The 23,761-nt window shown below is 48.1% G+C and carries 18 protein-coding genes; 10 read left to right on the top strand and 8 right to left on the bottom strand.

Annotated features, from left to right (window positions below; all coding sequences use genetic code 11):
• Nucleotides 1-201: 201 nt before the first annotated feature.
• Genes FSB75_RS18905 through FSB75_RS18890 form a run of 4 tightly spaced genes read right to left on the bottom strand, consistent with a single transcriptional unit; the run spans nucleotide 202 to nucleotide 5,467 of the window.
• Nucleotides 202-807: an XAC2610-related protein gene (locus tag FSB75_RS18905; protein WP_146790671.1), complete on the bottom strand. Its 606-nt coding sequence runs from the start codon at nucleotides 805-807 to the stop codon at nucleotides 202-204.
• A gap of 55 nt (nucleotides 808-862) precedes the next feature.
• Entirely contained in the window at nucleotides 863-3,508 is a 2,646-nt protein-coding gene (locus FSB75_RS18900; RefSeq protein WP_146790669.1) for a PKD domain-containing protein, read from the bottom strand.
• A gap of 5 nt (nucleotides 3,509-3,513) precedes the next feature.
• On the bottom strand, nucleotides 3,514-4,317 hold the full coding sequence (locus tag FSB75_RS18895) for an alpha/beta fold hydrolase (RefSeq protein ID WP_146790667.1): 804 nt from the start codon (nucleotides 4,315-4,317) through the stop codon (nucleotides 3,514-3,516).
• Entirely contained in the window at nucleotides 4,298-5,467 is a 1,170-nt protein-coding gene (locus FSB75_RS18890; RefSeq protein WP_172623220.1) for an Lnb N-terminal periplasmic domain-containing protein, read from the bottom strand. Before FSB75_RS18890 ends, FSB75_RS18895 begins: the two co-directional genes overlap by 20 nt.
• Nucleotides 5,468-5,555: 88 nt before the next feature.
• Here FSB75_RS18890 and FSB75_RS18885 point away from each other — a divergent pair, with 88 nt between their 5' ends.
• Complete coding sequence (locus FSB75_RS18885; protein WP_172623219.1) at nucleotides 5,556-6,896, top strand: DUF2339 domain-containing protein; 1,341 nt, start codon at nucleotides 5,556-5,558, stop codon at nucleotides 6,894-6,896.
• 3 nt (nucleotides 6,897-6,899) lie between these two features.
• Here FSB75_RS18885 and sov read toward each other — a convergent pair whose 3' ends face one another.
• A complete protein-coding gene (gene sov / locus FSB75_RS18880; RefSeq protein ID WP_146790661.1) occupies nucleotides 6,900-13,994 on the bottom strand; it encodes a T9SS outer membrane translocon Sov/SprA in 7,095 nt (2,364 codons plus the stop codon).
• 71 nt (nucleotides 13,995-14,065) lie between these two features.
• A complete protein-coding gene (gene ruvA, locus FSB75_RS18875) occupies nucleotides 14,066-14,653 on the bottom strand; it encodes a Holliday junction branch migration protein RuvA (protein WP_146790658.1) in 588 nt (195 codons plus the stop codon).
• Nucleotides 14,654-14,803: 150 nt separating this feature from the next.
• Here ruvA and FSB75_RS18870 point away from each other — a divergent pair, with 150 nt between their 5' ends.
• The 3 genes from FSB75_RS18870 (at nucleotide 14,804) to FSB75_RS18860 (ending at nucleotide 16,997) form a co-directional block, all read left to right on the top strand.
• Nucleotides 14,804-15,802 (top strand): beta-ketoacyl-ACP synthase III, encoded by a 999-nt coding sequence (locus FSB75_RS18870; protein ID WP_146790656.1) that lies wholly within the window; start codon nucleotides 14,804-14,806, stop codon nucleotides 15,800-15,802.
• A gap of 125 nt (nucleotides 15,803-15,927) precedes the next feature.
• On the top strand, nucleotides 15,928-16,548 hold the full coding sequence (locus FSB75_RS18865) for a hypothetical protein (RefSeq protein WP_146790654.1): 621 nt from the start codon (nucleotides 15,928-15,930) through the stop codon (nucleotides 16,546-16,548).
• Between the two features lie 227 nt (nucleotides 16,549-16,775).
• Nucleotides 16,776-16,997, top strand: a complete 222-nt coding sequence (locus tag FSB75_RS18860; RefSeq protein WP_146790652.1) for a hypothetical protein — start codon at nucleotides 16,776-16,778, stop codon at nucleotides 16,995-16,997.
• Nucleotides 16,998-17,061: 64 nt separating this feature from the next.
• Here the strand turns inward: FSB75_RS18860 and FSB75_RS18855 are convergent, their stop codons facing one another.
• Nucleotides 17,062-17,748, bottom strand: coding sequence for a DUF1345 domain-containing protein (locus tag FSB75_RS18855; RefSeq protein WP_146790650.1), 687 nt, complete (start codon nucleotides 17,746-17,748; stop codon nucleotides 17,062-17,064).
• A 183-nt stretch (nucleotides 17,749-17,931) separates the two neighbouring features.
• Between FSB75_RS18855 and FSB75_RS18850 the strand changes: the two genes are divergently transcribed.
• Both FSB75_RS18850 and FSB75_RS18845 read left to right on the top strand, forming a co-directional pair.
• Entirely contained in the window at nucleotides 17,932-18,219 is a 288-nt protein-coding gene (locus FSB75_RS18850) for a hypothetical protein (RefSeq protein ID WP_146790648.1), read from the top strand.
• Between the two features lie 85 nt (nucleotides 18,220-18,304).
• Nucleotides 18,305-18,775, top strand: coding sequence for a YciI family protein (locus tag FSB75_RS18845; protein WP_146790646.1), 471 nt, complete (start codon nucleotides 18,305-18,307; stop codon nucleotides 18,773-18,775).
• A 28-nt stretch (nucleotides 18,776-18,803) separates the two neighbouring features.
• Here FSB75_RS18845 and FSB75_RS18840 read toward each other — a convergent pair whose 3' ends face one another.
• A complete protein-coding gene (locus FSB75_RS18840; protein WP_146790644.1) occupies nucleotides 18,804-19,295 on the bottom strand; it encodes a DinB family protein in 492 nt (163 codons plus the stop codon).
• A 56-nt stretch (nucleotides 19,296-19,351) separates the two neighbouring features.
• On the opposite strand from FSB75_RS18840, the gene FSB75_RS18835 reads away from it, so the two are divergent.
• From FSB75_RS18835 to FSB75_RS18820, 4 genes are all read left to right on the top strand, one after another.
• The gene (locus FSB75_RS18835; RefSeq protein WP_146790641.1) at nucleotides 19,352-20,560 is read left to right on the top strand and encodes a trans-sulfuration enzyme family protein; all 1,209 of its coding nucleotides are present in this window, start codon (nucleotides 19,352-19,354) and stop codon (nucleotides 20,558-20,560) included.
• A 101-nt stretch (nucleotides 20,561-20,661) separates the two neighbouring features.
• A complete protein-coding gene (locus FSB75_RS18830) occupies nucleotides 20,662-21,198 on the top strand; it encodes a GNAT family N-acetyltransferase (protein WP_146790640.1) in 537 nt (178 codons plus the stop codon).
• A gap of 121 nt (nucleotides 21,199-21,319) precedes the next feature.
• Nucleotides 21,320-22,816 (top strand): hypothetical protein, encoded by a 1,497-nt coding sequence (locus tag FSB75_RS18825; RefSeq protein WP_146790637.1) that lies wholly within the window; start codon nucleotides 21,320-21,322, stop codon nucleotides 22,814-22,816.
• Nucleotides 22,817-22,899: 83 nt separating this feature from the next.
• On the top strand, nucleotides 22,900-23,655 hold the full coding sequence (locus tag FSB75_RS18820) for a phosphoglycerol geranylgeranyltransferase (RefSeq protein ID WP_146790635.1): 756 nt from the start codon (nucleotides 22,900-22,902) through the stop codon (nucleotides 23,653-23,655).
• Nucleotides 23,656-23,761 lie beyond the last annotated feature (106 nt).

Here is a 23,761-nt window from a genome sequence, read left to right as displayed (position 1 = left end):
AGCGACAACAGCAGCGCAGTTGCCGGTCATTACTTAAAAAGAACAAATCGTCCCCGGCTCTAAACCTTGTGGAGAAGTTTGACCACCAACCGCAACGACGCTGCATTTACACGCATTGATTGAATTGTAATTCTGTAAATAAAAACCGCCTTCGTGATGGAGACGGTTTTTTGTTGTACTCTTGATTCGTTAATCGGTTCATTACTCTTTTGCCTTCTCTGTTGTTTTCTTCACCAACTTTAGTTTTCCGTTTATCCGCTTCTTCAGTGTTGTGATGACTTTTCCCCCTTCTTCTTTTACTTCACCTTGTTCAACAAGCACCGGCCTGCCGCCAATGTATTTGTAAGTATTTAAGCCGTGATCGCAGCATCCGTCGCGCCAAAATGAAAAGATGCGTTTTTGCTTCGCATTAAAATCCGGTGATGTAATTTCTTCCAGGGCTTTTTGCCTCTCGAATCTTTTTTGCTTTGTCTTATAGATCCAACAATAGTAAGGGAGATTAGGTGCAGCGGGCAAAAATTGCAAGAGCCGGATGTCGTTATAACCATCGAAATTCATGTCTTCGATGATGAAGATTTGTTCTTTCGGCAACGTGCATGGCTGCGTGTTTTCTGGGGGAAGAATGGCTTGGATTTGCTTGCCGTCGCTTCGCCTCGCAAGAGCAATTGACTTCACCGCACATTCGCCGTTGGCACTGTCAACAAGCAGCACAAAAGAGAATTTCTTGTCCTGGTAGGCAAGCTTTGTTTGCGAAGAAGCAATGAATGATAGAAGAATAAAGGTTGCGAGAAGTTTGTATTTACTCATTGCTGCTTTCGTGTTTACGCCTTCGCGAAGCAATTAAATATTACGCATCAATTCTCTACCGTATCAGCGTTACCGTGCCTTTTCCAAACACCACCTTGCCGGTGAAGTCCGTTCCCTGCACAATCCAAACATACGTTCCGGTGGCTTGCGGCTGCCCGCTAATATTGCCGTCCCATCCTTGTCCGTTCACCGTTGTTTGAAACACCAATTGGCCCCAGCGATTATAAATGCGGAAGTAATCAAGTTTTGAAATGCCCACGGCTATCGGCGCCACGTACTCGTTCTTGCCGTCACCGTTTGGCGTAAAGGCAGTGGGTACAAAAATCTTCGGATTCGTCTTGAATATTTTCACCAGCACCGTTGCTTCGTCGCCGCAGCCAATGGAATCTGTTACGGTTAATGAATAACGGATGCTGTCGAAGCTGCCGTCGTAAACCGCTTTCGGATTGGGAATAAATGTATTGTTCAAAGCCGTTGGCGGCGACCAGGAATAATTCACGCCACCTGAGGCATTGAACTGCAAAACCTGTCCGACAACAACAGCCGTATCCCGGCCCGCGAAGGCAACCACCTGCGGGTTCACCACCACCAATACCGTGTCTCGGCCCGGTTTGGGACAACCTTTTGTATCGAAAACAGTAAGAACGTAAGCGGTTGTTTTCTTTGGCGTGGCCAGCGGTGTTAACGTGTTTGCATTGGTCAGCGTGTTCGTTGGCGACCAGGTAAAAGAAGAACCGTCGGTACTGCCGTTCAGCAATGCCGGCGTGTTGTAACAAACGATGGTGTCGTTGCCGGCATTGGCAACGGGATAAGGCACCAGCGTTACCACCACGTTGTCGGTAGATGAACAATGCCCGATGCTGGACGTAATGGTATAAGTTGTAGGATTGGTAACCGGATGCGCCGTTGGTTGAAGAAGCGTTGGATCGTTTAAGGTTGTTGAATTATTCCACAAATATTTCAAGCCGTTTGTCGTGGCACGCAACCGAAGCGTATCGGTGGCGCAGATGGTGGTGTCGGCCATGGCTGTAACACTCACAAAAGGAATCACGTTCACTTTCACGGTATCGTTCGCAATACAACCCTGGTAATCGAGTTGAACAAAATAAGCCGTGGTTGAAGGCGGGTGAACGGTTGGATCGGCGGTGGATGCATTGAGGATATTTGCCGCAGGCGTCCACGAAAAATTGCCGTCGCCAACTGCGTGCAGTTGCACGCTGTCACCGGTGCAGATCAGGGTGTCTTTAAACGCAACGTTTAACGGCGGCTTGGTTAAGATGTCAACGTTTTTTCTCACCGTATCCACGCAGCCTACGCTGTTCTTCACCACGAAGATGACTGTTTTTGTTCCCGCTGAAGGATAGATATAGGTAGGGTTTTGCAGGCGTGAAGTATCGTTGCTGACGGTGCTTTCGCCAAAGTCCCAACGCCATGAATTGACAACCCCGTAAATGGTTTTGGTGGTATCAAAAAACTGCGCCGTTTTGTTTACGCAAACGCCTACGTTGGTAAAGCCGGGGAAAAAGCCCGGGTAAATTTTAATGGAGGTCGTCAGGCTGTCGCTGCAATCCTGTCCGCGGTTGAGCACCAGCTTTACTATGTAAACGCCGGTATCGGCAAAGGTGTGTGTGGGATGGGCAACGTTATATGTAGCGCCGTCGCTAAACTCCCAATAATAGGTTTGTATAAGTGGATTGGAAGGAACGTCATTGGCAAAGCTGTACGTGTAGCTTTTGCAGCCGGCCACGCCGGGCTGCACTTTGATGCCGTTCAAATCGAAGGCGGCAGGCAGTGCTTGTATTGCACTGCAGTCACCAATCTTTACGTGCAATTCCTTCCGGGTTACCGTTAGCAAAACACCGTTGCGGTATTCGCTTACACAAACGGTAACCACGTACTCGCCGGGAACGGATGGAGCAATGCCGCTGATTAATCCTGTACGCGGATTGATGGTGACACCGCTTCCCAAAGGAATAGAGCCGTTAAAGCCTGAATTGTACGGGACGAACGACCAGACAAAGGGAGGAGAAGCCGTATTGGGGGCCGGATCGGACTGGCTGGCACCTGTATAGGCATCGCAAAAAGCATAGCTCAAACTGTCACCTGCATCCGGGTCTGTTGCGGTAAAAGGATATTGAAAATAACTGTTGCGGCAAATGACAACCGTGTCGTTTATCTGGAAGGTTGCACTGCTGTTATGAGCTGTTGGCAACAAATTCGTCCCGGGAATGAAAGCGGCATATGTGTTGCCAACTGTATTGGAGTTGCCGGCGATATTGTTGATGCCCGTAATTCGGCAACACCGTTGGTAAGCAACCGTATAACCGGTTGCGCTGGCCGGGAGTTCGATGCTCGCCAAATCATAAATTACAATCTTGTAAAAGCAAATAGCCTGGTCGCCGGTAATACAAGGCTCATCCCTAAGTTTCGAGAGGTTGTATTGTTTCGAAATAGAGACAGCGGGATTGGTGATGATGGAATCGGATGCGCCTCTGAAAAAAGTAAAATTAATCGGGTCATTTATTTGCGCCCCGGTTGCTGCACAATCCATGTACACGGTAAGCGTAACATGGTAGCGCACCGCAGTCGGATCGTTCAAGCCAGGGCCGAGATAAGTATATGTAAAAAAACCTCCCTTCAGGTGATTGGCAAAGGCGTGAAGGCTTGCAAAGGCGAACAAAAACAGCAGGAATTTTTTCATCAGGATTAGGCTATGGTTTCAACCGCATTTATAAACGCTATTAAAATTTTATTCGCTTCTTCCGCCTCTTCCACCATTCCCATGTGACCGGAGGCCTGAAGAAGATGAACGAACGACAACGGGGGAAGATGGCATTGTTTCAAACTGTCCTCCAGTGGCACGGCCGCGTCGTGTTCACTCATCACAAAAAGCACCGGCACACTGCTGTTTTCCAAGACCGTTGTTCTATCGGGCCGCTGCATCATGGCTTCAAAATACTTAACGAGACTTTCCGCCGAAAAGTTGCGTACGGCGTTCAGGTGTTTGTCAATCAAAGCCGGATTTTTCTCCTTTATTACCGGGCTGTACAAATTCGGCACAAAGGTTTTTAAAAACGCTTCAGCGCCCTGTTCATTCATTGCCGCAATGCCTTTGCGCCTGCCGTCCTTTTTTGCTTCGTTGTCGGCATAAGCCGTGGAATGAAAAAGACCAAAGGCGTTTAAAGCTTCGGGAAATTTTGCAGCAAAGGCAAGCGTCACATAACCGCCCATGCTGTGGCCGATGAGAATGGCCTCACCGGGGGTGAGGCTCTTGATCAGAGCATAAATTGCTTCCGCCAAGCCTTCCGTGCTCATGTCGTCAATCCTTTCACTCCCGCCGCTGCCCGGCAAATCGGGAACGAGCAATTGATAATTTGGAAAGATATCGAATTGGTTCTTCCAGATCGTACCGTCTTCGCCGAAACCGTGCAGCAATACCACTAACGGCCCCTTGCCTGCCGTGCGGTAGAGAATCTTTTTGCCGTTGTAATTAAATTCTTTTGTCTGCATTTCTTTTTCGGTTTGCAATGATTCCGCTTCGCAAGGCAATGGCGAGAACCAGGGGTAAAAAACCAATGTTCATCTGCTGCGGCAAAAAAGGCCAAAGCACCAGTAGCAAAACCGTGAGCCAAAATACAATTTTAAAATAGAGTTGCACCCTGCCCGATCTTTTGTGCACCAGGAAGGCCGCAACAAGATCCGTGGGTAAAGCCCAGAGCAGGTTGTAATTGTTGGCGCACAGCTTGTGATCGGTGCCGAACCACATGAACAAAAGCAATACACCCACCAAACCCAAGGTGAAAAACAAAAGGAAATCAACAATGCTCACCGCTGTTTGTGCCCAACGTTTTTTTATTAACGTAAGCGCAAGCACGATAAGCAAGAAAAGACTAAACGTTACAACCGGCGTGAAGAAAAAACTTTCGGTCGCCAACGAAGGAACGGCCAGTATCGTTTGCTTTGATGCCACCAGCGGCTTGCCTTCTACGGTTGCGCTGTCAAAAGCCATCATCAAATTATCGGGCAGAAACATGGCTTCTGTGTTGGATGATCTTCGGTCCATCTTTGCGCCGAGCAAAAGATCAATTCCCAGTTTGCTCCAATCTTGGTGTGCCTTGTTCAAATAAACCGTGATGTGCTCGCGAAACGTAAGCGGTTTTAGCGGCAATAAATTTTTGAAACGTACGGGCGCCGTTGCGCCGGTATCAATCATGTCTCGGGCCCGCGTGGTGCAGTTGTCGAACAAAAAATCATAACGATAATGGCGATTTTGCGGCAAGGCATTCGTTCGCAAACGCTGATACAATTCCTGTTTCTGCGCACAACTCAACGAAAGATCCTGTTCAATCACCGAACGGCTTTCCATTTGGTATTGATACATGAACTCGGGAAAGCTTTCTACCGACAAAGCGTAAAGAAGCTTGCCGCGAACAAACTTTACGTAGAAGTCTTCGTCAAATTCAAACGTGCCGTAGTTGTACACTTCATCCAGGCCTGTGCTTTTGTCACTTACCCGAACAGCGGTGTGGCCAAAGGTGGAATAAAGCTCCGCGCCGGGTGCGCAGGTAAGTAAACTGATGCGCAGACCGCAACTGTCTTGCGCAAACGATGAATGTAAAATGCAAAATGTAAAATAAAAAAGGAAGGCAGCCTTCTTCAACGGTTGTTTTGTTTGCGGCAAGATAGAGAAGAATGCAGTGTGGGGCGAAGTGTGAATGTTAATTTGTATTTTTCGCAAAAGGCATGCGATGGATGAGAAGGCCCGGCTTCAGGCATTGGAAAAACAAATAGAAGACCTGTCCGCACAGATAAAGGAACAGTACCGTGCGTTGCAACAACTTCATGCGGAATTGCAAAGCCTAAAACCCGCTTCGACAGTTAACCCAGACACCGTCAACAAAAAGAAGCTTCCAATTTATTCGCATCCTTCGTCTTCGCTTGAAAACCTCATTGGCCTGCGGCTCATTCATCTTATCGGTATCGTGGTGTTGGTGATCGGGCTTTCGTTGGGTGTGAAATACGCCATTGACAAAAACCTCATTTCCGAAGGCCTGCGCATTGTATTGGCTTACGCCGCGGGATTGCTTCTTTATTTTCTTTCGGCAAGCCTGCGAAAACAATACGCCGCCTTTAGCGCCATTCTTTTCAGCGGCGCCATGGCCTCGCTGTACTTTACCTCATTTGGCGCCTGCGTGTATTATCATTTTCTTTCGTACACGGCTTCGTTCGTCATCATGATTGCGTTAACCGTTTTTACAACCGTTGAAGCGTTGCGTTACAACCGGCAGGAGATTGCCTTGCTTGGGTTGGTGGGCGCCTACGGCATTCCGTTTTTAATTAGCCCGGACAGAGGTCATCCCGAAATGCTTTTTTTATACATCAGCATTATCAACGTCGGCGTTGTTTTTCTTTGTGCAAAGAAGCCCTGGATTCTCGTAGGCCGTGCGGCGCAAGCCATAAGCTGGCTGCTTTTTATTGGTTGGGTCGTATGGCAAAATGACGAGCGGCTAAAAACCTACGGGCTCGTTTTTATGTTCGCTTTCTTTGTGCAGTTTGCGGTGAACGCGCTTTCGGCAAAACTGTTTCGCAAAGAGCCATTTTCGCTTTTCGCCACTTACCAAATTCTTGCCAACAACCTCCTTTTTTACGTGGCGGCCTTATTTGTTTTTGGCTATTCGTTTGTTGATTCAACTATCGCGATTATCTCCTTGTTGTTTGCTGCTTTTGCCGCGGCGCAGGCGGTTGCATTTCTTTTTTGGAAAGAAAACATCGCAGGCAAACTACTGGCCTTTTATGCGCTGGCCTTGTTCGTCCTCTTCATCGGCTTTCAATGGAAGGGAATTACCGTAACGCTTTTGTGGCTGCTTACGGCCGTTGTAATTTTTGTTGCCGGTGTCAAATTCAAATCCATTCCGGCACGCATGGCCGCCATTGCGTTGATGGGTTTTACGTTACTAAAACTTGTCGCGTTGGACAGCCTTACTTTTTCGACGTTGCAAAAAGTAATTGCGTATTTGGTGCTGGGTGTTTTGTTATTGGTTGTTTCGTTCTTCTATCAAAAATTCAAGGAGCAGTTGTTTGGAGAATAAGCCTTACTGTGCCAGCGAAATCCTTACCTGCACACCCGCTCTTGTATTCGTCACCGGCGCCGTGGTAGCAATCTTCGGAATGATTTTGTTCTGCTCGAAATAAAACTTCAGGTTGATGCGCTGGTTCACCACGTAATCCACGCTTGGCGCAAGCCGTATCACCTTTTGCCCCGACGTACCGAAGGCCGTATTTTGATCAAGCTTGCTGTTGGCCGTTGCGTCGTCGCGCAGGCTGAAATCAAGCCGCAAGGTCACGTCGTTGTTCAACTGTTTTGCATTTTTGCCGATGCGTAATTTAGTTAAGAAAGGAAAGCCTTTGCGCCGCCAATCGGCGCCTATCGTTACTTCGGTTGAACGGTTCTCCGCCAATTGATAATCTATCAAACTCAAACTCAGCGTTCGGGATTTACGGTACTCAAACCGTGCAGACAATTGATTGGTAAAGGTCATGTCGGCAGCAATGAGCGGACTGAATTGCTCACTGATCGTCACATTCGGTACAAGAAAATAAGGAATGTAGTTTTTGTTGGTATCAATAAACGAAGGATAGCCGATGCGGAAGCGATCCTGGAACAACAGTGAAGTTGTAAAGCTGTTCATGCTCAACGTGCTGCTGTAGCCGTGGCGCAGGGTGAAGTTGGTAAAAATTTTTTCCAGCCCCGGTAGCCGCGTCAAACCGTTGTAGGTAATGTTCCAGTTGGGCTTGGGTAAAAGCCGCGAGAACGGATTGGAGCTAAGGTTCGGGTTGGAATTTTTTATCGTGGCAACTGTCAACGGGTCTTTGTTTGTATAAGCCGAAATAAAGGCCGGAATCAACACATCCTGCGCATAACGGTTGTAGCCTTCCACGTAACCGCCGTTCAGCGTCGGGTTATTTTTTGCGTAAAGGTTTTCACCGGCCAATCGCTGCGAAAGAATCAGGCGGTTGGCTTCAAACTGTTTGAAAAGATCGGAGACTTCGTTTGGATCGAACTTGGTAAACAAAGTTTGATACGAAATGTACGAGATGCTGAACGAACCCGTTGCGTAAGGGTTGTAACGCTGAATGCCCGAATGTCCCGTCGTGTCTTTTTCCAGTTCGGAATAATTCTTCGAGAAGGTTTTTGTCAGCGTGATGTCAATGTTCAAATCGCGGATGGGCGACACCTGCGCCGTTAAGTTGATGGTTTGCGAGTAACGCTGCTGAATGAGTGCGTTGAAAAGGGAATCTCTTGAAAGAATGCCTTTCGCCGCCAGGTTGTTAATGTCGTTTGTATCGGGCTGATAACCGCCAAGCGCATACTTCCAACCCGGATTGCCGCTGCCCGGATTCATGCCCAAAATGCGGGTGCTGTCCATGTAGCCCGGCAATAAGGTTCCGTAATCTTCGGTGTATTGAAGACCCACGCGTTTCACCGAGGTAATCATGCGAAGGAAAAATTTCGGCAAGGGCGAAATGTAAACGGGTCCACCGGGAAGTTTCTTCTTTTTTGCCAGCGTGTCTTTTGGCTGTTGCTGTTGTTTTGGCGGCGCTGGTTGGTCGCTGTTGATGGCCTGTAAAAAACGCGACTTGCTGTACAAACGGTCGAAGTCCAAATCAACGACGGCGTTTCGTGTTTGCCCAACGCTTAATGTGTTGCCCAATTCTCTTGCCAGCAACGAACCCGCAAGCCAGTCGTAGCTTACTTTATACGAAGCTCTCACCTGCGTCCAATCGAGCAAAGGAATTTTTGCCGTAGGAAGGTTATAAGCCAAATTAATATCCTGATGATAATGCGTATTGCGGCCACCCTTCCAGAAATTTCGCTTTACCGAATCCAGCTTTTCTTTCGTGTCCAATCGTCCATATGGCTCGTCCACTCTTGCGTTGTTCACCGCGTTAAAGTCAAGGTTGAGCGAACGGGTTAAATTCCAGCTCAGGGTATAATAGCGGTCAAAGAGGAAGAATTTGTCATAGTTCTCCGGCAGTGGTTTGTAAAAGCCCACGTTGCGGTTGCGCAACACGCCAAACTGCCGCAGCACATCGGCACGAACCGAGATAAGCGAAGGCTTGTAGTTGAAATTAAAGTCGCGGAACAATGCAAGCCAGGGCGACTTCGTCTTGATGAACTTTTTGAACGGTTCAATATACGTCGGCGTCGGCGCAAAATTGTAGCCTACCGCTGCGCGGGTGCGTTTTACGTCGTCGTATTCAATGATTGGATTGGTTCTCCGGTCGTGCGTGTAATTGTAATTAATATCGAAGTTTGAAAGATCCCAGAGTTGCGGTTTCTGTCCAAAAGGCTTGGTTCTTTTTACCGACGTAAAATTGAGCGTTTTGATGGTGCGCTGGTCTATGGCATCATTGCGAATCGAATCCCGTTTGTCGCTCGACGCATCCTTTAATTTGTCTTTTAGTTTGATGTCAAGATCGTAGGGATCGTACTCCGGCGTGGACGTGGTTTTGCTGATGCCCGCGTACATCGGGATGGTAATTGCCGCACTCTTTGGCAACAACTTGCCCAGGTCAAGACTAGCCGATAAATCGAACTGAGAAAAATCTTCTTTGCTTCTTTCGTTCACACGTTGTTCCAGCGTACCAAAACCGATGCTGCGAACACTGCCGCTAAAGTTTACGTTGCCCAAATCGGCAAGCCGCAGATCTACGCGGCCCAGGGCCGCGTAGCCGCCGCTTTCGTTCAGTTTTGAAAGACGCAGTTCGTTGAACCAGGCTTCCACGCAAGCCGCATCTTTGTTCACGTTCTCTACACCGAGAAACATGCCCCGCACTTCACCCAGGTTGGGATTGCCGATGATGGCGTACTGGCGGCCGTTGATGATCTGCGAATAGTATTGCGAAGGCGAAACGCCGCTGCCGTTGCGTTTTGATTTCAATGCGGTAAGCACACTCAAATCAAAATCCAAATTGTTTTGCACGGGCCAGATGGCGAGCGAATCCGATGCGCCCCAAGGCGTCGGCTTCAACGGAATTTTTACTTCGTAATAATTGGTCGTGTAATCGTTGCCGATGCGGATAACTGCGTTCATGTCCCCGGTGGCTAAATCGGTGCCGGGTGCGTTGCTCGATTCAAGGTGCGCAAACATGGAAAGTTTGCCATACTGCCGCAGATCAAGGCTCATGCTTTTGAAAACACCGCGGGATGCTTTTTTGAAAAGGTTGCACACTTTCAAACTCAGGGCTTGTTCGTTCAACAACAATTCCACGTTGTTGTTGCTGATTTGCTGCTGCCGTTCGATGCCGGGCGGCTGACGGTAAGGAATGGGCGAACGACGGTCGTTTTCTTCAATGTTCACCGCCAGTACATCCACCGAAGTAGGATCGTTTGCGGGCAGCGGCACGGCCACGCCGCTTGTGTCCACCTGATATTGCAGCTTGCGCCATTGGTTGCGCACCAGTTCCAGTTTGGCAAAACGCAGCACCGCTGTGTCTTCAAAACCGGTCATGAACATGCGGATAAAGCGGATGGATTTAAAGTCGGGAATGTTGCCCACCTTGGCCTGGTATTCTTTTACCGGAATGCGAAACAGGTACCAGGTTTCGGTGCGGCGGCTGTTGTCGGCCAGTTGCACGCTTACCACGCGTTTGTCCGTAATGTAGTTGCCTTGTCCCACCTGCATGTTGGGCTTTAGCTCAACGCGGTATTGGAAATATTCTTCCACTTCGTTCAAGGTATTGTCGCGGTTTAGTTCTTCGGCATCCGGGTAAAGCGTAAAGGCGTTGGTAAATTGGTCGGTAGAATTTGCAACGGGAGAATTGCCGTGGGGGTTATTGATGTTCTTGTAGCGCTCTAAAATGCCGTTGCGTTCAGAGAACGACGGATCGCGGTAGCCTTTGAAGTTATCGGCGGACGGATCGGCCTGCGCTGCCTGGTAAACCGGCGAACCTGCTCCTACTACAGCGCCCAGTTGATTCAGGTAAGGCGCAAAATGACGGCGTTCTGCGGTATCGGTCATGCCATCATAGCCCACGTCTTGATACGGACGGTCTGCCGGATCGTTGCTGAATGCATTGGTCACCTGGATTGGATTGCGCGGCACTTTTGCCCACGCCGTTTCGTCCACCGGAATGTTTGGCTGCGTGGGCGTGGGCAAACCGTTTTCGTACTGGCGTTTGCCGTCGCGCAAAATATCTTCGGAGATGTTGCCCAGATCAAAATACAATTCACCACCGGTGCTGGACGGCTTTTTAATAAAGGGATCAAGCATCCAGAATTCAATGAACTCGATGTTGCTTGTTTCAAAATCGGTTTGGTCAATATTACGCATCAAACCGCCCCAGGCTTTTTTGGGATTTTTAAGCCGGCCCGTTCCGGGGTCCACATCGTATTGAAAATTGTACGGCCCTTTTTCTTTTGGATAAAAAGCAAGGTCGAAGGTGTTGATGACGCCTTGTCCGAAATCGTTGGTGCGCTGCGGAAAAATTTCCTGCGAAAGCACACGGCGGGTTTCAGGTTTGGATAATTCCGCCAAGTCTCTTCCAAGCGGATTGTTGCTGTTTCCTTTTTCCTGCAACACCGGCTCAATGTTGTACCAAGCAAGTTTTGCACGGTTGTAACCGCTGCTCAAATCGTCCTTCAACAAGGCTTCGGGAAAAAGTACCTGGCCATTTTTATCCGGCGCGTTTTGCGGCACGGAAGCCATCGTCCAGCTAATGAGCGGAAAGCGCAAGTCAATGGAGGAACGCGTTCCTTCAAAATCGTCAATGTAAGAAATTCCTCCCTGGCCGCCGTCAACTTCTTTTGCGTGACCTGGCTTAAGCACCGCGCCTTCGCCGTAAGCCGTGATGGACGACATGGCCTTGGTGTTGTAAAAAGGCAGCTTGTTTAACCAGCGGGTCATCTGCGGAAAATCGTTGCGATAATCGAAGTCCATACCGTACATCGTGTTGCGAATGGGATCTTCGCCATAGGATTGTTTGGTAAAGAAAGGACGTTCGCCAAGCCGCACCATTTGCCCGCCTACCGTTAGGTGTTTGTTGTGTAAATAATCAACCCGAAGCCCCACGAAATTTTTCTGTTGCAAGCCAAATGTCTGGTTGTTTTCATAACCGATTTGCACCGGCAAACCCGCTGCGATAATGGCTTGGTTGGTGATGTGCAAAGTGCCGAGATCGTAGTTCACTTCGTAGTCAATTCCTTCGCGCAGTACTTGTCCGCCGGCTGTAACCGTTACCGAACCTTTCGGAATGTTGAAGCCCAATTGGTAATCGCCACTCACAGCCGATTTGGAACGACCAACGATTTTAAAACGATTCAGGTTTGCGTAGTTGGAGGCAATGGCTTTAATGGTATCGTAAAGCGGGTAAAACAAATATTTGGATGCTGCCGTTGCGTTCGGATAAACATAATCGAGGTCGTGACCAAAGGGTTCGAGCACCGGGAATATCACGCGGCTTTGCGAAGGAATGACGGTGTAGTTTTCAATGTAGTCGAACTTGCCATCGGGCTGCGGGTCGCGTTGGTTGTTCAGGCGGTCAAGGTTTACCAATTGCAAAATGGGCACGCCCTGATATTGCGTTTTAATATCGGCATCGGGCAGGTAGCGTTTGTCGCCTTTGCTTGGCTCTTCATAGGTTACTTGCAAGTCAAAACCATCAGCGGACAGTTGACCAAAACCTACGCTGTACACATTCTTCATCATCAAATCCCACAAAGGCAGGTTAGGCCGCTGCGAAGTAGCCTTCAACAATTTTAAAAACAAGACTTTGGTGGTGTTGCCGCTGCTGTCGGGCGGAACGTCCTGCGAAAATTCGCCCACCTGGTAAACCTTCCCGTTGTAGGTGTATTGAAAGGCTACACCCAATACTTCATCAGGTTGCAACTGTTGATTAAGCGATAGAAAACCAATTTGCGGGTTGAAGTAATAGTCGGTGGGTTGAAGCTTGCGGGCAAAGGTTTTTTCAAAATCCTGCACGGGCTGAAAGCCGGCTGCGGACAAGGCGCTTTGCACGTTGCTGGAGTTGCGAAAATCGCCGTTGGCGGGATTGGTGAGGAAACCATAGAGGTTGTTGGCACCGTTGCTTGGCAGGCTGTTCGTTCCACTGCCGCCAAGGCTTGTGCGGTAAGGTTTGCCTTCACCCAAATCGGCAAAGCCCACCACGTCGCGGGTATCGGTAGTGGCACCGGTGCGATTGGTGACCCATACTTCCACGCGAAGGATTTGCACGGCCGATTGCACCACGGGCAAACGCTTCATGGCGTTGTTGAAATTGTCGTGAAAATATTGCGAAAGCAAAAAGTGACGGTTCTCTTCGTACTCGTCGGCGCGAAGCGAAAACGATTGCGTAGCCGAACCGCCCTGCAAGCCCACGCTCTGGCGGTTACTGCGCTGGTTGGCCAATACGCCTGTGACGAAGACCTTTCCAAACTGCAATTGCGATTTAATGCCAAACAAAGATTGTGCACTCGGTATCAGTGTTCCTTTTGACGACCAGTTCACTGTGCCGGCCTGAAAGGATTTTAATATTTCATCTTCCTTTCCCTGGTAATCAAATTTGAGTTGGTTCTCGTAATCAAAGTTGGCGAGTGTGTTGTAATTGATCGGGAGGTTTATCTTATCGCCAATCTTGGCATCTACCTGCAATTGTGCGTTCTCGTTAAAATCAAAGCCCCCGGTTTTTCTTGCTCTTTCGGGCAGCGTTGGGTTTTTAATATTCTGTCCCTGGTAACCCGCCGAAACGTCCACGTAACCTGTAGGTCTTATCTCTACTTTGCCTGCACCGGTAATGCGGTTCACCCAGTCTTTTACAAAACCAAATTTGGGTTTGAACGAGCGGCGGTTTAAATCGCTCAGCAGGTCGGCACGTTTGCGGAAATAATCGTTCTCGTCTTTTTGTCCCTGCACCGACAAAAATTCTTTCATGGAAAACGTAGTCGGTGTGCGGTAATACTGGCTGCCGATTTTTTCAACGATGTAATACTGATTCGTTTTCGGATCGTATTCAATTCTTCGCTTGACGAAAGACGTATCGGAAAGGTTAAACGGATTACGCCCCGGCGTTGGATCGGTATAAGGATCGGTGCGCCGGTCGGTAATCGGATATTTTGTGGTGTCTTTATTTGGAGAAGTGGTTTGGCCGAAAGCAGGCATGAGGGCAGCAAACACGAAGCCTGCAACCAAAACGGCCAGTTTATGGGTAGAATACGTTCGCAAGTCTTTTTCTCTACAATTGGTAAATCAATCGCGTTTTCTCAGAGCAGTTGAAGCGCTTTTTTAATCAGGAGTTCCACGCCAACGGTTGGGTCCTGGTTCAGCACTTTTTGAATCGCACCATCAGCCGCTTGCCGGTTGATGCCCAAGGCCACAAGAGCATTTAACGCATCGGTTTGCAAAGTATTGCTTTTCCACGGAGAAATATTTGTTCCGGCTTCAACGGGTTGCTTGGCTAATTTATCGCGCAGTTCCACCACAATGCGTTCGGCGGTTTTGCGGCCAATGCCTTTGATGGCTTCCAAAGTTTTTGCGTTGCCTTGCACGATGGCCCGCGAAAGTTCATCGGGCTTCATGTAGGAAAGCATAACTCTTGCGGTGTTGGCACCGATGCCGGAAACCGCAACGAGTTGAAGGAACATTTCTTTTTCGGCTGCATCGGCAAAGCCAAAAAGGATGTGCGCATCTTCCCGCACAATCAGGTGCGTTTGCAGTGTGCCCTTTTCCTTGTCTTGAATTGATGAATACGTGTTGAGGCTGATTTGCACTTCGTAGCCCACGCCGTTTACGTCAATGTAAACGTAGGAAGGCGTTTTTTTTACGAAGTTGCCGGTGAGGAAGGCGATCATGGGGCGAAAATAACAATCGGCAAACGAGAATCGGCAATTTTAGTGGCCAACAGATTTTGTTGGCGTTTGCCGAGATCGTTGATTCATCCATTGCCGATTCTCGTTTGCCGATTGCTCTTGCTTATCTTCGCCCTTCCAAAAATTCAATCGATGCCGCACACGCAAAAAATTACCGCTGCCATTACCGCCGTTGGCGCTTATTTTCCCGAAACAAAACTGACGAACGCCGATTTGGAAAAAATGGTTGAAACCAACGACGAATGGATACGCAGCCGCACCGGAATTGAAGAGCGGCGAATTTTAAAAGAACCCGGCAAGGGCACATCCGATTTAGCTGCACCGGCCGTATTGCAACTCTGCGAAAAACGCGGCATCTCTCCCGAAGAAATTGATTGTATTATTTGTGCTACCGTAACCCCCGACATGGTGTTTCCGGCTACGGCCAACATCATCGCAGATAAAATTGGTGCAAAAAATTGCTGGGGCTTTGATCTTGAAGCGGCTTGTTCGGGCTTTTTGTATTCGCTCACCGTTGGTGCTTCGTTAATCGAAAGCCGTCGTTATAAAAAAGTTGTTGTCGTGGGCGCCGATAAAATGAGTGCCATCATTGATTATACTGATCGCACTACCTGCATTTTGTTTGGTGATGCGGCGGCGGCGGTTTTGTTGGAACCCAACACGGAAGGCTACGGCGTTATGGACAGTATTTTAAAAAGCGATGGCTCGGGAAGAGAATTTTTACACATGAAAGCCGGCGGCTCGCTGAAGCCGGCAACTGCGGAAACCGTTGCGGCCAAGGAACATTATATTTTTCAGGACGGGCAGCCGGTGTTTAAAGCCGCTGTAAAAGGCATGGCCGACGTGAGCGCCGAACTCTTAGAGAGAAATGGTTTAACGGGCGATGACATTGCATGGCTTGTTCCGCACCAGGCCAACAAACGCATCATTGATGCCACCGCAAACCGCATGGGACTTTCGCACGACAAAGTGATGCTGAACATTCACAAATACGGCAACACCACGGCGGCTACGATTCCGCTTTGCCTGTGGGAATGGCGCCACGAATTAAACAAAGGCGACAACATTGTGCTGGCGGCTTTTGGCGGAGGATTTACGTGGGGCGCAACGTTGGTGAAATGGGCGTATTAAACAAGGGTTGATGCCTTGATTATTTGTTCAATTTTTCGTTGAGAGCCAAAAGAAAGTTGAACAAGAAGGTGCGTCAATACAACTGTTGTACGCTATTACTGACACCATACTAATTGAAGACTAGAATGGCCCTTAAAAAGATTTTCTTTTTAATTATTACGGTTGCAATAATTGCCTGCAGCTCAAAATCAAAAGTTCAAAGTGTTCCAAATTGTTTTGTTAAGTATGACAGTCTTTTTAAACTAATAGACACCACAAATCTTGAAATTATAAGAGGGACAGATTCTGCTACAATTGAAGTATTGGACAAAGCATCAAAAGATGGCTACAGGGGAATTATGCGTTTTGACGACAAAGATAACTTACGCTTTTATGCTTTCCTGTACAACGATCATAACGATGCCAGTTTTATTTTGACTTATGATTCAGTTGCCAACAGAACTCGTAGGTCACACGGAGAAGTCGTACAGTGGACGTTTTACATACCAAAAGACTCAACAATTAAGTTTACTTTTTACCTATGTGCAATTGATAGAAACTATGGGGATATTACAATTAAATCTGGTAAGTTTATAAAAGAGGGAATAACACTTTATGAGTCAGGTTTTACCAAAATAATTTGTGCAAATATTTCAATTAACAAAGCCGACTTAGACAGCACGAAGAAGATTTATTTGACAGGAAATTGGCAGGACAAATGTTCAAAAGAACAACAACTTTTTGTTGACTCTACAATTGCACTTTAACAAAACAGCGTACAACATTGGGTTTTGTGCAAGTGGGGCACGACATGGATGCTTCAGCAAAGTGCAAGCATTGGCTTCAGTCTCAGCGTGACGAATAACAATAAGCGACAGGATAATCAATGAACTTGAATTTATAAATTGAGCAGCGGTTATGTGCAGACTGAATTCTAATTCCCCACCTGCACAAAGCCGTGTTCGTTGTGCGAAAACAACCTCACACATACAACATGATAACCCTTAAGAACGGTGAAATACCGGCTTACGATTTCAAACAGGCAATCAAAAAACCCATTCCTGTTAGTTGCATTCAAATGCAGGAAGCTTTTCGCGTGGAAACGCTGGAAGGAATTATTGAAGGCAAGGCTGGCGATTATTTGATGGTTGGCGTCAAAGGTGAAATGTATCCCTGCGCAAAAGAAATCTTTGACGAGACCTACGACCTTCTTTAAACACTTATCGCAACGCTTTCTCTACTTTATTTGCCAGTTGCCCGTTGCTTATTGACTATTGACCTTACTTGCCAATAATTCCCGACAAAATATTTATGGTGAACGCCACAATCACCGTGTTGTAAACAAAAGACAAAAGCCCGTGCACCAGCACCAGCCGGCGAATGCGCTTGCTGCTGGCAACAACATCGGACACCTGGAAGGTCATGCCCAGCACAAAAGAGAAATAAGCAAAGTCCAGCAAATCAGGCGACTCGTCGCCGGGGAAAAGGAGGCCGCCGCAAACTTGTTGCTGCGCTTTCTCGGCAGCCGTTGGGTAACTGTAATACAAGTGTGCGTAGCGTAGCGTAAACAAGGTATGAATGAGTAGCCACGAACAAGAAACCGCCACCGCCGAAAGCAGGATGTGAAGCGTTAATCCTACTTTGTTGTAATGCGGCATGCCCTGCAACAAAGCAATGATGGCAAAGAGCGAAATAAAGGCCGCGGTCACCACGAACAAAAACGTCATCAGCGGGCTGTTGTCCTGCTCACTCACCACTGCACCAATGGTGGTAGGATCGTTGATGAAAATAGTGATCCACGCAAAAGCAAGAACAGTAACCGAGAAGCCGATCCACGCATACAAAAACGAAACGGCTGCGTCAACGGCAAAGACCCGCAGCGAAAAAAACAAGCCCGCTCCCAACGCAAGCGCCAACAGCAGGCGTGTGGTTCGGTGAATACGGTTGAGCGTTTGAAAAAAAGACATTCATCAAATTTAAAAGATGCCGGTGCAAGCACAACGGATTTTCTTTTTGAGATGCGGTGCGCAAACCGTTTATCCTTCCGCGTGGTGTGCGTTTGCTTACGCTTTTTTCTTTCTACCTTTCTGTTCTCATCCGGCCGTGCTTCTGTAAGAACAGCAACATTGTTCACCGTAAATCAACTCGTCATGGCAAGCGTTACCAAAACCAAAACCGTTCAGCGCGGCGACTGGCGCACGCTGGAATCAGGGTGGAATTTTCATTGTTATGTGCAATTCCTTTTGCCCCGCGGCGCACAGGTAAAAATTCGCTACGGCGGCGGCTGGCCCTTTGGCTGGGACAGTCAAAACAAAACACTAAACGGGCAAACGACGGTGCAACTGGAAGTCACGAGCGGATCAAGCAAAGCCTACGCAAGAGTGCAAATAAAAGTACAGGAAACAACGGCGGTAACGTACACCTACATTGCCGCATGAACCGGCTTAGCGCCTTTCAATTGCGCCGGTTAACGATATCTTTTAGGCATCAAATATTTTTTCTAAAAGAATTTCTTCTCCAGTTATGAACCCGAACGGCTGCAAAAAAATCGTCATCGCAATCTTCCTGTGTTTGCTGTGCAATCTTGCCCTGCAAGCGCAAACCACAGTCTATAACAAACGTCTTGCGGATTCTTTAGGCGCAGATGATTACGGCATGAAGATGTACGTGCTGGTGATGCTGAAAACCGGTCCGGCAAAGATTGCCGATAAAGTAAAAACAGACAGCTTGTTTGGCGGGCATTTGAAGAACATCAAGCGCCTTGCAAGCATTGGGAAATTGGTGGTGGCCGGACCGCTGCAAAAAAACGACGAGCATTACGAAGGCATCTTTATCCTGAATACAAAAACAAAAGAAGAAGCAAAGGCTTTGCTTGATACCGATCCCGCTGTTCATGCCGGCCTTTTAGAGCCCGTGCTTTACGGTTGGTACGGCTCGGCGGCTTTGCCTTTGTATTTGCCGGCCGTTGAAAAAGTGAGCAAGAAGAGTTTTTAGAACGGCATGTCCTCAGAAAGTTCATCGACTACTTCTTCCGGCTCCACGCAATAAAATCAGTTGACGGTATTTTTTCTATACCGAGTTGCCGCAGCATGGTTACCATCTGCCCGCGATGATACGTGCCGTGATTAAACATGTGCAGCAGCATTTGATAGACCGGTTGCTTAAAGCGTTCGCCCTGCGAATTGAAATAAATAAACTCGTGTTGCAGGCCGTGTTCGTTCAAGCCGCTTATCCAGTCCTGCCACTGTTTGTTTTGCAGCAACAAGGCTTTGTTTAACTCGGAAAAACTTCCGTTGAAGCTCTCGCTGGGGCGTTCAATTTTTTCCTGCAGTTTAATGCGTTGCCACCAAATGCTTTCGGCATCCAGCAGGTGCAAAACGGTTTTAAACAGGCTCGGGAAACTGCTTTTTATTTCAGTCATCTGCTGTTCTTCCGGCAAGGCTTCTGCGGCAGAAAGAAGCAGGTTGTTTGCCCATAAATTATACGCAGCGTATTGCAGAAAAACTTCCTTCATGGCAAAAAAGGCGGTTTACATTTGAGGCTCGAAATAACGAAAACGACACATTTTTCATGGCTAAAAAATTTTCACCAAAAGGCTTTGGTTCTGCGGCGGTTCACGGCGGTCACGTGCAAGACCCAAACTATGCTCACCAAACACCCATCTACGCATCCAGCACCTTCGTTTATGATACCGCCGAGCAAGGCATGAAACGCTTTAGCGGCGCGGAGGAAGGCTATATTTATTCGCGTTGGGGCAATCCAACGTTTAAAGAACCCGAGGCAAAAATTACGGCACTCGAAACTTTTGGATTGAACATCGAAGCCAAAGGCATTTTGCACGCATCGGGCATGGCGGCTATTTCAACGTTACTCTTGTCAACCTTGAAAGCAGGCGATAAAATTCTCACACATTATTCTTTATATGCCGGTACTGATGACATTCTGCGCCTGCTGCTTCCGCACTTTGGAATTGAAGCCGTGGTGCTTGATTTGCGGGATTTAAACAAAGCGGAAGAGGCCATCAAAAACGACGCATCCATTAAACTGGTGTACCTCGAAACGCCGGCCAATCCCACGATCCAGATTGTGGACATTGAAGCCTTAACGACGATTGCAAAAAGACATAATCTTTTGGTGGCTTGCGACAACACCTTTGCCACCCCTTACCTGCAGCAACCGCTGAAATATGGTGTTGATTTCGTAGTTCATTCTACCACTAAATTTTTAAACGGCCACGGCACGGCCATTGGCGGAATATTAATTGGCCGCGATGTGGAATGGATGAAAACCAAGATCACCAAAACGCACCGCATGTTGGGCGGCAACTCCAATCCGTTTGACGCTTTTCTTTTAACGCTGGGCTTGAAAACATTGGAACTGCGCATGGAACGGCACTGCGGCAACGCAATACAGGTAGCGAATTTTTTATCGCAACATCCGGCCATTGCAAAAGTGAATTACGAAGGACTTGCCTCCCACCCCGAACACGACATTGCCAAAAAACAAATGCGCAAGCCGGGTGGCATGTTGAGCTTTGAATTGAAAGAAGGCTTTGAAGGCGGCAAAAAATTTATGGACGCTTTGCAAATGTGTACCCGCACCGTGTCGCTTGGAACGGTGGATACCTTGCTTTGCCATCCGCCTTCGATGACGCATTTCAGCGTGCCTAAAGAACAACGCGAAAAATACGGCATCACCGATGGCCTCATTCGCATGAGCGTGGGCATTGAAAACATTGAAGATATTTTGAGCGACCTGGAACAGGCGCTATCCGTTTGAGATGCAATTTGGTAGAGAAGCAAAATGAAATCATTGCCTGTTTCACATTTCTTCTGCAAACCGCTTGTCTCAAATATTAATAATCAACAAAAGAAGCAATCATGGCAATTGAAAATTATCCAATAGGCGGCAACAGTATTCACCGCACAGATACACCCCTCGAAAAAAAACCGACCAGTGAAGTAATCATCCGTCGTGCGGTGCGGAAGGATTGTGCCCGCATTTTGGAACTGGTGAAAGAGTTGGCCGAATACGAAAGAGCACCGCAGGAAGTCACTCTTACATTGCAACATTTTGAGGAAAGCGGCTTTGGCCCAAGCCCCGTATGGTGGGCCTTTGTGGCCGAAATGAACGGCCGCGTGGAAGGTTTTGCGCTTTACTACATCCGCTTCAGTACCTGGAAAGGCCAGCGCATGTACCTCGAAGATTTTCTGGTAACGGAAAAGTTGCGCGGTCAGGGCATTGGCAAAAAATTGTTCGACCAATTACTTATCGAAGCCAAAGAAAAAGGCTTCAACGGCATTGTGTGGCAAGTGTTGGAATGGAATGAACCGGCCATCAACTTCTACAAAAAATACAAGGCTTCCTTTGATGCAGAATGGGTGAACTGCATTTTACCAATCAGCAATGAGCAATAAGCAACAGGCAATTTGTAAAAGGCATCACGGCATTCAAGTAGCCGTTGCAAATTGCTCATTGCTGATTGCCTGTTGCTCTCCCCGGCAAAACATTTGCAACGATGGATGAGTTAATACGCCAATGACCCGTACACTCATCAAAAAATGTTTCGCTCTTTTCGCTGGCTTCGCCTTGCCGCTTGTTTTGCTGGCCCAAAACAGCGGCGATTTTTCCGTGTCGTCCAACGATTCGATCATCACTTGCGCAAGTGAGCAGTATCGTCCGAATTCATTTCTGCGGCGGCTGTTCATGGGCAACAATTACCGCAAGGAGTGGGCACAGAAAGTAAAGCTTCCCGTTTTTCATTTTTCGGGTTCGGGATTTACCGTGAAGGATTTGGGCGGCGGCATGCAAACCAAATCGCTGCACATGGTAGATGCGCAAGGGAAGCAATGGAGCCTGCGCACAGTAGATAAATTCATTACCGATGCGGCGCTTACACCGGCGCTGCGAAACAAAGTGGGCCGTGGCCTTTCGCAAGACCTCATTTCCGCTGCCTTTCCGTATGCCGCACCGCTGGCCGGCGAGTTGGCCCACGCAGCCGGCATTACAGCCGCAAGACCAAAAGTTTTTTTTGTGGCCGATGATCCTTCGCTTGGACAATACCGCGATGTTTTTGCCGGCAGGCTTTGCACACTGGAAGAAAGAGACCTGGGCTTTGACAGCACCGCCGATTCGGAAGCGCTGCTGAAAAACATTCGGGGCGATAACCGTTACAAAGTGCAACAGGAAATTTATTTGCGGGCAAGACTTCTGGATATGTTGATAGCCGATTGGGACCGTCATGCCGACAACTGGCGGTGGGGGCTGAAAGATTCGGCGGGCTTTCATTTTTACTGCGCCGTTCCCCGCGACCGCGACTGGGCTTTTTATTACAGCAAAGGATGGGTGCCGTTTCTCGCCCAAAAAAGCGGCGGTATTCTCTGTCTTATTCCCTTTACAAAAAAATTGAAAAACGTAAAGATGCAAAGCTGGAAGGCCTGGACAATGGACGAAGAACTAACGAACGAATTGAACGCCGCCGCATGGGAAAAATGCATTGATTCGTTCTGCCACACACTAACGGATGACGTCATTGAAAGAGCCGTTCAACAGTTGCCGGCCGCTGTTTACAAAACCGACGGCGAAGCCTTTGCACAAAAATTAAAAAGCCGCCGCGATGCATTGAAGAAAGAAGCGATGAAGTATTACCGCTTCCTGGCAAAAGATGCAGTGATTAACGGTTCAGCCAGCGATGAGAAGTTTTTGATTTCGGCAGATGGTGAAAATTTACGCGTAACGGTTTACCGCAACGATGCGGAAAGTCAAAAGCTTTACGAGCGAAGTTTTTCACCCGAGGAGACGGCGGCATTGACGTTAAGAGGCTTTGGCGGCGCCGATGTTTTTGAAATTGACGAAAAGGTCCAATCGCCGATACGCATCAAGATCATGGGCGGCAAAGGCCGCAACCGATATGACCTCAAAGGCGCGGTGCGAACAACCGTGTACGACGTAAGAGAACAAGCCGGTATTGTTCACGCAGGAAAGGCAAAATTTCATTGGCAGGATGACGCCGACTCGTCGCCAAATAAACATTGAAGCGCCGGCCGTGATTGTCCGCAAATTTGACAGCGGCTGCACGAACGGTTTTTTTTGCATTTTTGCACCAATTACAATTTCCGATGAAGATGAATGTTTACCCTTCGCTTTTGGAGAAGAAGCAGCACGGACAAAAGGCGTTTACGGTTTTGATTGATCCCGACAAGGTTGATTCATCTTCGCTTTCCTTGCTGGTAAAAAGCGCTAACGACAACAAGGTTGATTATTTTTTTGTGGGTGGAAGCCTTGTGGTTTCAGATCATTTGGACGAATGCATTGAACAGATAAAAAAAGAATCGGCCATCCCCGTTATTCTTTTTCCCGGTTCGCCATCGCAACTGAGCAAACACGCCGATGCGCTTTTGTATCTTTCGCTTATCTCGGGCCGCAATCCCGAATTGCTCATTGGCCAGCACGTCATCTCGGCGCCTTTTGTAAAAAAGAGTGGCCTTGAAATTATTTCCACGGGTTATATGGTCATTGATGGCGGCGCTCCCACCACGGTTTCCTACATCAGCGGTGCGGCGCCCATTCCATCGGACAAAGCGGAGATAGCACTGTGCACGGCCATGGCCGGCGAAATGTTGGGCCACAAACTCATTTACATGGATGCGGGCAGCGGCGCTAAAAAAGCCATCACCGAAGAAATGATTTCGATTGTTTCGAAAAACATCGACGTGCCGCTGGTGGTTGGTGGCGGCATTCGCGATGCAGAAAAAGCCTACCGCAATTGCAAGGCCGGCGCGGATGTGATTGTGGTGGGCAATGCGATTGAAAAAGAGCCTTCACTTTTGGAAGAGATGGCGGCGGCGGTGAGAGGGGTGAGTGTGGTGAAGTAAGATTACTTTAATGTATTGAATGCAACTTCCTTATCATTTCAATTCCTGAGCAACAGACTATTGCACATTAATCTCAACATTTGACAGGCAAAGTGTAACCAAAACT

The organism is Flavisolibacter ginsenosidimutans (assembly GCF_007970805.1).
GTDB lineage: Bacteria > Bacteroidota > Bacteroidia > Chitinophagales > Chitinophagaceae > Flavisolibacter > Flavisolibacter ginsenosidimutans.
Note: the sequence above shows the minus strand (reverse complement) of the source record. Positions and strands in the feature narration are given on the sequence as shown.